Source organism: Nocardia sp. MH4 (assembly GCF_019266065.1).
GTDB classification, from domain to species: Bacteria; Actinomycetota; Actinomycetes; order Mycobacteriales; family Mycobacteriaceae; genus Nocardia; species Nocardia canadensis.
The window spans coordinates 84,587-97,621 of record NZ_LPNR01000132.1; the positions used below are offsets into that span (position 1 = coordinate 84,587).

Below are 13,035 nucleotides of genomic sequence, written 5' to 3' on the forward strand. Positions count from 1 at the left end.
CCGGATCAGGCCTTTCCGGCGCTCGGCCCGAACCGCGCGAGCACCAGATTCTCGATCACCCCGACGATCGCGTAGAGCAGGACCGACACCACGGTCACCACCACGATCGAGGCCCACAGCCGGTTGTACTGAAACATCGGAATGGCGCGCACCAGACTGGCGCCCAATCCCGTTCCGCTGCCGAGCCATTCACCCAGCAGCGCACCGATCAGCGCGCCCGGCACCGAGACCCGCGCCGCGGCGAACACCGAGGGCAGCGCGGCGGGCACCGCGACCATCCGCAGCCGGGTCCACCGCGTGCCGCCGTAGGCGGTCACCAATTCCATGGCCTGCCTGGGCGCTTCGCGCAGTCCGGTCATGATCATCACCAGGGCCGGGAAGAACACCACGATCGCGGTCAGCACCGCCACCCCCGCGGTGCCGCGACCGAACACCAGCACCACGATCGGGCTCAACGCCACCAGCGGCACCGACCGCAGCAGCATCGCCACCGGCATGAACGTCTGCTGCACCGCCGAGAACAGCACGAACAGCGCGGCCACCACCAGCGCGCCGAGCATCCCGACGGTGAAGCCGATCGTGGCGTCGCGCAGGGTGATCGCGAGGTCGTCGAGAATCGCCTGCCGGGCGGTCGCGGCGCCCGGCGCGGTCACCAGGTAGCGCCAGATGTCCGAGGGCGTCTTGCCGACCCTGGGCCCGATCTGCGGGAACGCCCGCAAGAACAGCGACCAGATGGCCAGCAGCAGGATCAGCGAGGTCGCCAGCGGCAGCAGGAACCGGCCGATCCGGCGCAGCACGGTGGTCGTCATCGCCGCTCCTCCGTCGTCGCCGTCCACGGGGTGATCAGTCGCGCTGCCACGGCCACCAGCAGGTAGCCCAGCCCGGCCAGCGCGGCGGCGGCCAGCGCCATCCCCCACGTGCGCGGCACGTTGTAGGCGGTCTGCGCGGCCGTCAGCGCGACCCCGATCCCGCTGTCGACCCCGCCCAGGTACTCGCCGATGATCGCGCCGAGCACCGCCGACGGCGCGGCGATCTTCAAGGCGGCGAACGTATTCGGCAGCGCCGCGATCGCCCGCACCCGGTACAGCTGCTGCCAGCGGCCGCCGCCGTAGGCGCGCACCAGGTCCAGACTCGCCGGATCGGCCGAGCGCAAGCCGGTGACCGCGCCGACCATGGTGGTGAAGAAGCAGTACATGGCGGCCAGGAACACCGTCGGGGTGCGCCCGCCGAAAACCACCAGGATGATCGGGCCGAGGGCGACCAGCGGTGTGCAGTAACTCAGGATGGCCAGCTGGGTAGCCAGCGGCTCGATGCGCGGAATCAACATGATCAGCGCGGCGAGCCCGATCGCGAGCGCGTTGCCCCACAGGAAGCCCTGGAGCGCGCCCGCCGCGGTCACCCGGAAATTCGGGCCGTACAGACCCCAACCGTCCGCCCACATGGTCGACAGCACCCGCCACGGCGTCGGCACCGTGCCACCGGCCACGCCCGCGGCCGCCAGCACCCACCACAGCGCGATCAGCGCGGCCACGCCCAGCGCACCCGCCAGCCGGTGGCCACCGATTCCTCGCCCCCGCCGCGCGGGGACCGCGCTCACCGGTGGCCGCTCGCCCGTGGCCGCGAGTGCCGTGCTCATGCCACACCACCGCGGCCGAACAGCAGCTCGGAAAGGTAATCGCAGAGCTTGTGGAATTCCGGCGTCCGCATCATTTCGGGCGTGCGCGGGCGCGGCAGATCGATGTCGACGAGTTCCAGTACCCGGCCGGGGCGCGGGCTCATCACCGCGACCACATCGGAAAGGAATACCGCCTCGCCGATGCCGTGGGTGACCATCAGCGTCGTGGCGGGCTTCTCGGTCCAGATCCGCAGCAGCTCCAGGTTCAGCCGCTGCCGGGTCATATCGTCGAGGGCGCCGAACGGTTCGTCGAGCAACAGCACCGACGGCTGCACCACCAGTGCCCGCGCGATCGAAACCCGTTGGCGCATACCGCCGGACAGTTGTGCCGGCTTGGCCTTCTCGAAGCCCTCCAGGCCGACCAGCGCGATCAGCTCGGCGATCCGCTCCGGTTCGGCGGGTAACCCGGCGACCTGCAACGGCAACCGGATGTTCGACTCCACGCTGCGCCAGGGCAGCAGCGCCGAATCCTGGAAGGCGATCCCGAGCTGATGACCGCCGCGCAAGCGCTCCGGCGTCAGCCCGTTGATGGTGGCGGTGCCCGCGGTGGGTTCGTCCAAACCGGCCAGAATTCGCAAAACGGTCGATTTACCGCAACCCGACGGGCCGAGCAGGGAGAGGAATGCGCCGTTCGACGTCCGCAGATCGACCGAGTCGAGCGCGCGCACGGTGTCGCGACCCACCCGGAACGACTTGCTCAACCCGCTGATCTCGATCCCGGCCGACGCGCCGCCGGGGATTTCCTTACCCATAGCCGTCACCATAAGAGCGGCTGGTTGCGGCGGTATTTCCGATTCGCGGGCAGTATTGCGCGGTCGTTAACCGTGCTCGAGGTCACTGCCAATTGTGAACCAGTAACGATTCTGTCCCGCCGGAGGACATAGAGTGTCGGAGGATCTGACAGCCCCGCAGCCGTCGAGCGCGCATCGTTCGGCCAAGGGGGGAAGCACTGCGATGACGGCGCCGACACGGCCCGTGGACTGGAACCGACTGTTCGATGAAGCTCTCTGCTGTACGTACCGTGGCCGCACTGCGCACCACCGCCGTGGCTCTGACCGCCGCGCTGTCGGTGGCCGTGATCGCAGGCGGCGCCGCATCGGCCGAACCCGAGAAGCCCTCGGCCGTGTCGTCGATCGTCAAGGACGGGCGCACCTGGCACCTGAAGGTGTACTCGGCGGCGATGAAGAAGGACATCACCGTCGACGTGCAGCGCCCGGTCGACGAGTCCAAGCCCGCCCCCAACCTCTACCTGCTCAACGGCCTCGACGCCGGTGAGGGCACCGCCAGCTGGGCCGCGCAGACCAACGCCCTGGGCTTCCTGGCCGACAAGCAGGTCAATGTCATCCAGCCGATCGGCGGCCGCGGCAGCTACTACGCCGACTGGCAGAAGGAAGACGCGCGCCTGGGCCTGAACAAGTGGAACACCTTCTTCACCCAGGAGCTGCCCCCGCTGCTCGACAGCACCCTGAACTCGACCGGCCTCAACTCGCTGGCCGGCCTGTCCACCTCCGGCACCTCGGTGCTGCAGCTGGCCGAGGCCAAGCCGGGCCTGTTCAAGTCCGTCGCCGCCTACTCCGGCTGCGCGCAGATCGCCGACCCCATGGGCAGGCAGTTCGTCAAGTTCTCCGTGGAGACCTGGGCGGGCGGTGACACCGAGAACATGTACGGCGCCGACAACGACCCGGCCTGGGTTGCCAACGACCCGGTCCTCAACGCCGAGAAGCTGCGCGGCACCAACCTCTACATCTCCAGCGGCAGCGGCCTGCCGGTGATGGAGGACGTGCGGTACTACACCGAGGGCAACGGCCCGATGGGCGTGGTCAACCTCGGCCTCGGCGTCGCGATCGAAGCCGCGACCAACGCGTGCACGCAGAACCTGAAGACCAAGCTGGACTCGCTGAACATCCCGGCGACCTACATGTTCAACCCGGTCGGCACCCACTACTGGCCGTACTGGGAGCAGGCACTGCACGAGTCGTGGCCGATGCTCGCCCAGGGCATGGGTATCTGATTCTCCGCACACCCGAAAAGGGAGGCATCCGATCGGACGCCTCCCTTTTTCGTGCGTTCAGGTCGGCAGCGCCGAGGTACGGACCGACAGCCCGGACCGGATGAAATAGGCGATCTCGTCGCAGATCTCGTCGACCGAGATCGCGTCACCGGGAACGGTCGCGTGCACCATCTCCTGGGCCAGGGAATTCACCGCGCCGATCAACGCCAGCGTGAACAGGTGCACGCTGCGCGATTCCGCTTCACCGCGCGCGGCGGCGCGCTGGGCTTCCCTGGTGAGCAGGCCGGAGACCGATCGCCGCTGCGCGCGTCGCCACTCCTCCACCGCCGGGCTCACACCGACCACCTCGACGTAGAACACCCTGGCCGCGCGGCGATCCCGGCAGGTCACGGCGAGAAAGGCGCGGAAGCTCTCCACCACCCGCACCACCAGCGGCTGCTCGCTGGTGCGGGCCAGCGCCTCGTCGACACGGTGCAGCGCGGCGGTGTTGAGCCGGTCGACCAGCGCGATCAGCAGCGCCTCGCGACTGCCGATGTCCTCGTAGAAACTGCGGGTCGACACATTCGCGGTCGCGCACAGACGTTCGATCGAGGTCGACGAATAACCCTGGGTGCCGAATAGTTCCAGTGCGGCATCGGTCAACCGGTTACGCCGCATGGCCACTCGCTGCTGGCGCGACAATCCACCGTAACTACGACCACTATCGGTTTCATCCACACGCCGAACCACCCGTGCATGCTAGCGCGCACCCGCCGGGCATCCGGGCGAATCGGAAATCGGTGCTGCCACGAATTCCCCTGGCCCAGCGTAATTGTCGCGCGGGTAACGTCAGTTCTGTTCGGGCGCCGGTTCACCTTCGTCGAGCGGCTCGGCCAATGGCCAGCCACCCGCGGCCAGATGCGAGGCCACCCGTGAGACGTCGTCGGGGGCCGGTTGCTGCTTGGCGAAATCGGCGATGGCCGCTTCGATCTCCGCCTCGCTGATCGATTCCCGGTTCGGGTTGGCTTCGATCAGTTTCTCCCCGATGACCACCACCTCGTAGTCGGTGAGGTGCCGGTGCAGGACCGCGAACAGCGCGACATAGTCCGATTGCGGGATGCCCTGTGGATACCCGGCGCGCAGCCAGCCGAGCACGCGGGAGAGCAGGTTGCCCCGAACGGCGGGAGTGGGAATCGGATCTGTCATCGCGTCCTCGCTCATGCTTGACCGAACAGATGGATGCCGAACTGATGGGCGATGAACGCCTTGGCGGTGAACAGGATTCCGGTGATCACCACCATGACGATGACGACCACACAGATCAGCGCACCGGCCAGCGCCGGGTAGTTCCGGCGGACGCGACCCTCGGCGTCGACCGTCTCCGCCTGGGCCCACCACCGCACCGCGAAGGCGAAGACCGCGGGCACCCCGGCGCCGAAGACCAGCGCGGCCAGCACCACTTCCCACAGTGAACTCAGATTCGTGATCACGGTATGCACGTTCGCTCCCTTCTACCCGGCGTGGTTCTGTTCGACCGACGACGGCGTCGCCGCGGGCGGCACACCCTCGGGCCACTCGTTCACATTGTGGGTGCCGACCGGGTCACGCCGCGACCGGAGGTAGATGCCGAGCGCGCCGGCGATCAGGATCGCGAACACCACCAGGACGCCGGCCAGGCCACCGATGAGGTGCGCGATGGCCCAGCAGATCGCGCCGACGATGCCTGCCATCGGCAGCGTCAGCAGCCAGGCCACGGCCATCCGGCCCATCACCCGCCACCGCACCTCGGCGCGCTTGCCGATGCCGGTGCCCAGGATCGCGCCGGTCGCGGTCTGGGTGGTCGACAGCGGCAGCCCGAAGTGCGCGGAGGTGAGGATGATCGCCGCCGAGGTGGACTCGGCGGACAGACCCTGCGGCGACTCGATCTCGACCAGACCCTTGCCCAGGGTCCGGATGATCCGCCAGCCGCCGAGATAGGTGCCCAGCGCGATGGCCACCGCACACGCCGCCATCACCCACAGCGGCATGTGGTCGTCCTTGTCGAGCGTGCCGTAGGCCACCAGCGCCAGGAAGATGATGCCCATCGTCTTCTGCGCGTCGTTGGTGCCGTGGGCCAGCGAGACCAGCGACGCGGACCCGATCTGGCCCCAGCGGAAGCCCTCGTTCGCCTTGTCCTCGTCGACGCCGTGCGTGATCCGGTACACCAGGAAGGTGGCGATGGCACCGACCATCGCGGCGATCACCGGGGCCAGGATCGCGGGCAGCACGATCTTGATCAGCACGCCCTCCGAGCCCGACGCCCAGATCACGCCGTTCCAGCCCAGCGCGGCGATCGTCGAGCCGATCAGGCCGCCGAACAGCGCGTGCGAGGAACTCGACGGCAGTCCGAGCAGCCAGGTCAGCAGGTTCCACAGGATGCCGCCGACCAGCCCGGCGAAGACGATGACGAGGAGGTCCTGACCGCCCACGTCGTTCAGTTGAACGATGCCCTTGGCCACAGTCGCCGCCACCGATACCGACAGAAAGGCGCCGATCAGATTCAGCACGCCGGAGAGCGCCACCGCCACGCGCGGCTTGAGCGCGCCGGTGGCGATCGAGGTCGCCATGGCGTTGGCCGTGTCGTGGAATCCGTTGGTGAAGTCGAATGCGAGAGCTGTGACGATGACGATCAACAGGACCATTAGTTCGGCGCTCACCCGAACAGTGTGTCGTATGCCGATACCGGATTGCCAAACTGTTGCAGGTAAGTCTCGAACAGGTCAGCTCGCGATGCCCAGCGCGCGCACCGCGTCGATGGTGTCGGCCTGCTCCGGCTCCTTGTCCGGCCGGTAGCGCAGCACTCTGGCGAAGCGCAGCGCGACACCGCCCGGATACCTGGTGCTGGTCTGGACGCCGTCGAGCGCGATCTCGACGACCAGCCGCGGGCGCAGGAACACGGCGTGGCCGTCGGTGTGGGTCTGGTGACGCGGGAACTCCGCGGTCTGCCAGCGCAGCAGCTCGTCGGTGAGGCCCTTGAACGTCTTGCCGACCATCACCGGCTCGCCCGTCTCCGGGTCGCGCGCGGCCAGATGCAGGTTCGACAAGAATCCCGTGCGCCTGCCGTAGCCCCACTCCGCGCCGATCACCAGCAGGTCGAGGGTGTGCGCCGGTTTGATCTTCTGCCACGCCTTGCCGCGCCGGCCCGCCGCGTACGGCGCGTCCAGGGCCTTGACCATCACGCCCTCGTTGCCGACGGCCAGCGCGTCGTCGTAGTACTCGGCGGCGGCCTCGGCGTCGGGGGCGATCACCGCCGGGATCACGTGCGCGCCCGCCACCCGGGCCAGCGCCGCGCGGCGGACCCGCAGCGGTTCGTCGATCAGGTCGACGCCGTCCAGGTGCAGGCAGTCGAAGAAATACGGGTGCAGCAGCAGTTCCCTGGCGTCCTCGCCGACGGTCGCGAACCGGCTCATCGTCTCCTGGAACGGGCGCGGCCTGCCCGCGTCGGTCAGCGCGAGGGTTTCCCCGTCCAGCACCACGCCGGCGCAGTCGAGACCGGCGACCAGCTCGACCAGCTCGGGCACGCTCGCGGTGATGTCGCGCAGCGTGCGGGTGAAGACCCACACGCGCTCGCCGTCGCGATGCACCTGGATCCGGGCGCCGTCGAGCTTGTGTTCGACGCTCACCTGCGGGCCGAGTTCGGCCAGCGCCTCGTCCAGCGAGCCGCCCGGCGACGCGAGCATCGGCGCGACCGGCCTGCCGACCTCGAGCCGGAACGCGCTCAACGCGGCCGCGCCGCCGGTGAGCGCGGCGACGGCCGTCGCGGGCAGCTGACCGGAGAGCATGTGCGCGCGCCGCACGACCTCGACCGGGATACCGGTAGCCTGCGCCAGCGCCTCGACGACGACCGCGGTGAGCGCGCCCTGGCGCAGTTCTCCGGTGAGCAGCCGGATCAGGAAGGACTGTTCGTCCTCGGTCGCGGCGGTGAACAGCGCCGTCAGCAGTTCGCGTCTGCGCAGCGTCGACCCGGTGCCGCTGAGCCCGGTGAGCGCGGTGAAGACGCCGTCCACTTCGTGGACGGTCAGGCGCGGCTCTGCGTTCGGCGGGGTTTCCAGACCGGCGACGGTGCGCCACCCCGCGCCGATCCGGCCCTGCACCAGCTCACCGGACAACCAGGCGACAACGGTCCCGATCTCTTCCTGGCTCGCGGCGGCGAAGAGCTCGGCCAGCGCGGCGATCTTCGCCTTGCGCGACCGGGTCGCTCGCACGGCCGCCGAGGCCGCGACGACATCGCTGAACAGCACTCGACGACCGTAGCGCGACGGTGTGACACATCGCTCAGCCCACGCTGTTAAGAATCCATTGGCAAGGTTGCGAAACCGCCCATAAACTGGACATATGGCCAAGACCTATGTCGGTGCGCGGCTGCGCCAGCTGCGTACCGAGCGCGGTCTGAGCCAGGTCGCACTGGCCCAGAAGCTGGAGATCTCGGCCAGCTATCTCAACCAGATCGAGCACGACGTGCGGCCGTTGACGGTGCCCGTGCTCAAGCGGATCAACGAGGTCTTCGGCGTCGACCCGGCCTTCTTCTCCGCCCACGACGACACCCGGCTCATCGCCGAGTTGCAGGAAGTCGTGATGGACGCCGAACTCGGCATCGAGGCCGACACCCAAGAGATCGCCGACATGGTCTCGGCGCATCCGAGCATGGCGCGAGCCCTGGTCGCCATGCACAACCGATACCGCAACACCAGCGCGCAGCTGGCCGCCGCGACCGAGGACCGCTTCTCCGACGGTTCCGGCAGCGCCGCGATCAGCAAGCCGCACGAGGAAGTGCGCGACTACTTCTATCAGCGCCAGAACTACATCGACGAGCTCGACACCGCGGCCGAGGACCTCACCGCGCGCATCCGGTTCCACGGCGGTGAGGTGAGCACCGAGATCGTCCGGCTGCTGCGCTCGCACGGGGTGCGGATCGTCGAGCGGATCGACCTGGGCGAGGGCGTGCTGCACCATTTCGATCCCGAGACCAAGCAGCTCGAGATCTCCCCGCACCTGTCCGGCGGACAGCGCACCTTCAAGCTGGCCGCCGAACTGGCCTATCTCGAATGCGGGCCGCTGCTCGACAAGCTGGTCGAGGAGGGCAATTTCGCCTCCGAGGCGTCGCACAAGCTGGCCATGCTCGGCCTGGCGAACTACTTCGCGGCGGCGACGGTGTTGCCCTACACCCACTTCCACGAGGTGGCCGAGGACTTCCGCTACGACATCGAGCGGCTGTCGGCCTTCTTCTCCCAGAGTTACGAGACCATCTGTCACCGGCTCTCGACCCTGCAACGACCGAGCCTGCGCGGCGTACCGTTCTCCTTCGTCCGCGTCGACCGCGCGGGCAACATGTCGAAACGCCAGTCCGCCACCGGTTTCCACTTCTCCGCCAGTGGCGGCACCTGCCCGCTGTGGAACGTCTACGAGACCTTCGCCTACCCCGGCAAGATCATGACCCAGATCGCGCAGATGCCCGACGGCCGCAAATACCTCTGGGTCGCCCGCACCGTCGAACGCCGCGCCACCCGCTACGGCCAGCCCAGCAAGACCTTCGCCATCGGCCTGGGCTGCGAACTGCGCCACGCCGGCCGGGTGGTCTACGCCGACGGCATCGACCTCGGCGAAGCCACGGCCACCCCCATCGGCGCGGGCTGCCGGGTCTGCGTCCGCTCCAACTGCCCCCAACGCGCCTTCCCCCCGCTCGGCAAGGCCCTCGACATCAGCGAACACCGCAGCTCGGTCTCGCCCTACCTGATCAAGTAGGGCGAGTCCTCAGAAGGCGTCCTCCGGGATGGACATGATGTCGTTGTCGATGGCGGCGAGGATGTTCTTGGTGGCCGCGAGTTCGGGCAGGACGTTCTTGGCGAAGAAGCAGGCCGCGGCCACCTTGCCCTGGTAGAAGGGGCGGTCCTTGGGGGCGGCGTCGGCGGCCAGGGCCGCGGCGGCGATGTCGGCCTGGACCAGCAGACGCCAGGCGATGAGCAGGTCGCCGACCGCCATCAGGAAGCGCACCGAGCCGAGGCCGACCTTGTAGAGCTCGGTGGGGTCGGTCTGGCCCGCCATGGCGTAGCCGGTGAGGGTGGCGGCCATGGCGCCGACATCGGCCTGGGCGGTGCGCAGCAGCGCGCGTTCGGTGGCGAAGCGGCCGGTATCGCTGTCCAGGTAGGCGGTGATCTGCCCGTTGAGGTGCGCCAGCGCGACGCCGCGATCGCGAATGATCTTGCGGAAGAAGAAGTCCTGCGCCTGGATGGCGGTGGTGCCCTCGTAGAGCGAGTCGATCTTGGCGTCGCGGATGTACTGCTCGATCGGGTAGTCCTGCAGATAGCCGGAGCCGCCGAAGGTCTGCAGCGATTCGGTGAGCAACTGGTAGGCCCGCTCCGAGCCGACGCCCTTCACGATCGGCAGCAGCAGGTCGTCCACCCGGTGCGCCAGCTCCGCGTCGGCGCCGGAGACGAGCTGTGCCACGTCCTCGTTCTGATGCGCGGCGGTATACAGATACACCGCGCGCAGTCCCTCCGCGTAGGCCTTCTGCATGGCCAGCGACCGACGCACATCGGGGTGATGGGTGATGGTGACGCGCGGCGCCGCCTTGTCCGACATCTGCGTCAGATCCGCGCCCTGCACCCGCGTCTTGGCGTACTCCAGCGCGTTCAGATACCCCGTCGACAGCGTCCCGGACGACTTCACGCCCACCGTCATCCGCGCGTTCTCGATCACTTTGAACATCTGCGCGATGCCGTTGTGCACGTCGCCGACCAGCCAGCCCTTGGCTGGCACCGCGGTGCCGCCGAAGGTGACCTCACAGGTCGGCGAGGACTTGAGCCCCATCTTGTGCTCGACCCCGGTCACGTACACGCCGTTGCGATCGCCGAGCTCCAGCGTCTCGGGATCGAAGAGGAACTTCGGCACGTAGAACAGCGACAACCCCTTGGTGCCGGGACCGGCGCCCTCCGGCCGGGCGAGCACCAGGTGGAAGACGTTCTCCGCCACCTCGCCCACGTCACCACCGGAGATGAACCGCTTCACGCCCTCGATGCGCCAGGATCCGTCGGGCTGCGGCACGGCCTTGGTGCGGCCCGCGCCGACATCGGACCCCGCGTCGGGCTCGGTGAGCACCATGGTGCCCTGCCATCCGCGTTCGAATCCGCCACGCGCCCAGCGTTTCTGCTCGTCGGTACCGATCTCGTAGAGCACCGAGCCCATCAGCGGGCCCATGTTGAAGAAGCTGGCCGCCGGGTTGGCGCAGATGACGAGCTCGTTGATCGCCCACATCAGCACGTTCGGGGCGGCGGTGCCGTCCATGCCCTCCGGCATGCCGAGGCGGAACCAGCCCGCCTCGTGCACCGCGTCGACCGTCTTGCGTAACGGTTCGGGCACGGAGATGTCGAAGGTGTCGGGATGGAAGACCACGGGGTGCCGGTCGGCCTCGGCGAACGAGTCCGCGATCGGCCCCTCGGCCAGGCGCCTGACCTCGTCGAGGATCTGCCGCACCGTCTCGGAGTCCAGGTCGCCGTAGGCGCCGGTATCCAGGAGCTTGTCGAGGTTGAGCACCTCGAACAGATTGAACTCGATGTCACGCACGTTCGCCTTGTAGTGCCCCACTGGGCTCCTCCTCGACTGACCACACCCGGCCCGAGCGCCGCGTGTTCCGGCTGTTCGACGTCGTACGAATTCGAAGCGTGCCGCACCGTGGCGTCCCTACGCAACCGTAGGCGCGCAGCCCCCCGCACCAGGCTCCGAGCATTTGTTCACACGGATGAAACAGACGAAACGGACACGTGACCGAGAGATATTCCGGTGCAACAAGTTCCCTCTACTGTTCCGCTCACGAATACAGCCGCTGTATACAACTCGGTGTACATCCAGTCACCGGGGCAGACCGCGGCGGTGTTCGTTGTGGCGCGCATGGCGCCGCCGTAACACCTGATGAGGAGAACCGCCCCATGTCTGAATCCCGTTTGGTCAAGGCACTCACGGTGCCTGCCGCGGTGGCCATCGCAGGCCTGTTGCTCACCGGTTGCGGTGCCCGCGACGACGCGTCGTCCGGCACGACCGCAGCATCCTGCGTCGACACCACCAAGGACACCATCAAGGTGGGCTCGCTGCACTCGCTGTCGGGCACCATGGCCATTTCCGAAGTCACCGTGGCCAATTCGACCAAGCTGGCGATCGATCAGATCAACGCCGCGGGCGGTGTGCTGGGCAAGAAGATCGAGATCGTCCTCGAAGACGGCGCCTCCGACCCGAAGACCTTCGCCGAGAAGGCGGAGAAGCTGATCAGCTCCGACTGTGTCGCCGCGGTGTTCGGCGGCTGGACCTCCTCGAGCCGCAAGGCCATGAAGCCCAAGTTCGAGAGCCTGAACTCGCTGCTGTACTACCCCGTGCAGTACGAGGGCCTGGAAGACAGCAAGAACATCTTCTACACCGGCGCCACCACCAACCAGCAGATCATCCCCGCGCTGGACTACCTCAAGCAGAAGGGCATCAAGTCCCTCTACCTGGTCGGCTCGGACTACGTCTTCCCGCAGACCGCCAACCGCGAGATCAAGGCCTACGCCGCGGCCAACGGCATCGAGATCAAGGGCGAGGACTACACCCCGCTCGGCTCGACCGACTTCTCCACCATCGTCAACAAGGTCCGCAACGCCAAGGCGGGCGCGGTCTTCAACACCCTCAACGGCGACTCCAACGTCGCGTTCTTCCGCGAGTACACCAACGCGGGCCTGAAAGCCGCTGAGATGCCGGTGGTCTCGGTGTCGATCGCCGAGGAGGAGGTCGCCGGCATCGGCGCGCAGAACATCGCGGGCCAGCTGACCGCCTGGAACTACTACCAGACCGTCGACTCCCCGGTGAACAAGAAGTTCGTCGCCGACTACAAGGCCGCCTTCGGCGCCGACAAGCCCACCTCGGACCCGATGGAAGCCGCCTACGCCTCGGTCTTCCTGTGGAAGAACACCGTCGAGAAGGCCAAGTCCTTCGCCGTGGCCGACGTGCAGGCCGCCGCTGACGGCGTCAGCTTCGAAGCCCCCGAGGGCACCGTCACCATCGACGGCTCCAACCACCACATCACCAAGACCGCCCGCATCGGCGAGATCCGGCCGGACGGCCTGATCTACACGGTGTGGGACTCGGGCAAGGCGATCACCCCGGACCCGTACCTGAAGTCCTACGACTGGGCCAAGGGCTTGAAGTAGCTGTCGCGTGGCCGCGACGTGTTCGCGGCCCCCAAGGCTCACCACCGACCGGCCGATACCCGCGCCGAGGCGCAGCGTCTCGGCCGGTCGGCGGCGAGCCGGCCGCGAACGGGCCTCCTCGAGGTCGGCCGCTCGTGGTCACCGATCGCAGGGAACTC

The 13,035-nt window shown here is 68.1% G+C and carries 12 protein-coding genes; 3 read left to right on the forward strand and 9 right to left on the reverse strand.

All coding sequences use genetic code 11. The annotated features are described in order from the left end of the window. Positions 1-5 precede the first annotated feature (5 nt). Genes ATM97_RS32625 through ATM97_RS32635 form a run of 3 tightly spaced genes read right to left on the reverse strand, consistent with a single transcriptional unit; the run spans position 6 to position 2,427 of the window. Entirely contained in the window at positions 6-809 is an 804-nt protein-coding gene (locus tag ATM97_RS32625) for an ABC transporter permease (RefSeq protein ID WP_218722056.1), read from the reverse strand. Further along, complete coding sequence (locus ATM97_RS32630; RefSeq protein ID WP_218722057.1) at positions 806-1,636, reverse strand: ABC transporter permease; 831 nt, start codon at positions 1,634-1,636, stop codon at positions 806-808. Before ATM97_RS32630 ends, ATM97_RS32625 begins: the two co-directional genes overlap by 4 nt. After that, positions 1,633-2,427 (reverse strand): ABC transporter ATP-binding protein, encoded by a 795-nt coding sequence (locus ATM97_RS32635; protein ID WP_255588739.1) that lies wholly within the window; start codon positions 2,425-2,427, stop codon positions 1,633-1,635. Before ATM97_RS32635 ends, ATM97_RS32630 begins: the two co-directional genes overlap by 4 nt. 245 nt (positions 2,428-2,672) lie before the next feature. On the opposite strand from ATM97_RS32635, the gene ATM97_RS32640 reads away from it, so the two are divergent. Then, a complete protein-coding gene (locus ATM97_RS32640) occupies positions 2,673-3,686 on the forward strand; it encodes an alpha/beta hydrolase family protein (protein ID WP_218722059.1) in 1,014 nt (337 codons plus the stop codon). A gap of 57 nt (positions 3,687-3,743) precedes the next feature. Here ATM97_RS32640 and ATM97_RS32645 read toward each other — a convergent pair whose 3' ends face one another. The 5 genes from ATM97_RS32645 to ATM97_RS32665 all read right to left on the reverse strand — a co-directional run bounded on the left by ATM97_RS32645 (position 3,744) and on the right by ATM97_RS32665 (position 7,945). Further along, positions 3,744-4,343 carry a TetR/AcrR family transcriptional regulator gene (locus ATM97_RS32645; protein ID WP_218722060.1) on the reverse strand — a complete coding sequence of 200 codons (600 nt, stop codon included), beginning with the start codon at positions 4,341-4,343 and terminating at the stop codon, positions 3,744-3,746. A 171-nt stretch (positions 4,344-4,514) separates the two neighbouring features. Then, positions 4,515-4,871 carry a DUF3349 domain-containing protein gene (locus tag ATM97_RS32650; RefSeq protein ID WP_255588740.1) on the reverse strand — a complete coding sequence of 119 codons (357 nt, stop codon included), beginning with the start codon at positions 4,869-4,871 and terminating at the stop codon, positions 4,515-4,517. Between the two features lie 11 nt (positions 4,872-4,882). Beyond that, positions 4,883-5,164 carry a hypothetical protein gene (locus ATM97_RS32655; protein WP_218722062.1) on the reverse strand — a complete coding sequence of 94 codons (282 nt, stop codon included), beginning with the start codon at positions 5,162-5,164 and terminating at the stop codon, positions 4,883-4,885. A 12-nt stretch (positions 5,165-5,176) separates the two neighbouring features. Beyond that, complete coding sequence (locus tag ATM97_RS32660; protein ID WP_218722063.1) at positions 5,177-6,361, reverse strand: inorganic phosphate transporter; 1,185 nt, start codon at positions 6,359-6,361, stop codon at positions 5,177-5,179. A gap of 63 nt (positions 6,362-6,424) precedes the next feature. After that, a complete protein-coding gene (locus tag ATM97_RS32665) occupies positions 6,425-7,945 on the reverse strand; it encodes an ATP-dependent DNA ligase (RefSeq protein WP_218722064.1) in 1,521 nt (506 codons plus the stop codon). Positions 7,946-8,039: 94 nt separating this feature from the next. Between ATM97_RS32665 and ramB the strand changes: the two genes are divergently transcribed. Continuing rightward, complete coding sequence (ramB, locus tag ATM97_RS32670; protein WP_218722065.1) at positions 8,040-9,446, forward strand: acetate metabolism transcriptional regulator RamB; 1,407 nt, start codon at positions 8,040-8,042, stop codon at positions 9,444-9,446. Between the two features lie 9 nt (positions 9,447-9,455). On the opposite strand, the gene ATM97_RS32675 is transcribed toward ramB, so the two are convergent. After that, positions 9,456-11,285, reverse strand: coding sequence for an acyl-CoA dehydrogenase (locus tag ATM97_RS32675; RefSeq protein WP_218722066.1), 1,830 nt, complete (start codon positions 11,283-11,285; stop codon positions 9,456-9,458). 341 nt (positions 11,286-11,626) lie between these two features. Here ATM97_RS32675 and urtA point away from each other — a divergent pair, with 341 nt between their 5' ends. Continuing rightward, positions 11,627-12,877, forward strand: coding sequence for an urea ABC transporter substrate-binding protein (urtA, locus tag ATM97_RS32680; RefSeq protein WP_218722067.1), 1,251 nt, complete (start codon positions 11,627-11,629; stop codon positions 12,875-12,877). Positions 12,878-13,035: the final 158 nt, after the last annotated feature.

Bases quoted from the DNA above. Each gene is read 5' to 3' on its own strand.
- ATM97_RS32625 (WP_218722056.1), bottom strand. From the start codon at position 809: ATGACGACCACCGTGCTGCGCCGGATCGGCCGGTTCCTGCTGCCGCTG.
- ATM97_RS32630 (WP_218722057.1), bottom strand. From the start codon at position 1,636: ATGAGCACGGCACTCGCGGCCACGGGCGAGCGGCCACCGGTGAGCGCG.
- ATM97_RS32635 (WP_255588739.1), bottom strand. From the start codon at position 2,427: ATGGGTAAGGAAATCCCCGGCGGCGCGTCGGCCGGGATCGAGATCAGC.
- ATM97_RS32640 (WP_218722059.1), top strand. From the start codon at position 2,673: ATGAAGCTCTCTGCTGTACGTACCGTGGCCGCACTGCGCACCACCGCC.
- ATM97_RS32645 (WP_218722060.1), bottom strand. From the start codon at position 4,343: ATGCGGCGTAACCGGTTGACCGATGCCGCACTGGAACTATTCGGCACC.
- ATM97_RS32650 (WP_255588740.1), bottom strand. From the start codon at position 4,871: ATGACAGATCCGATTCCCACTCCCGCCGTTCGGGGCAACCTGCTCTCC.
- ramB (WP_218722065.1), top strand. From the start codon at position 8,040: ATGGCCAAGACCTATGTCGGTGCGCGGCTGCGCCAGCTGCGTACCGAG.
- urtA (WP_218722067.1), top strand. From the start codon at position 11,627: ATGTCTGAATCCCGTTTGGTCAAGGCACTCACGGTGCCTGCCGCGGTG.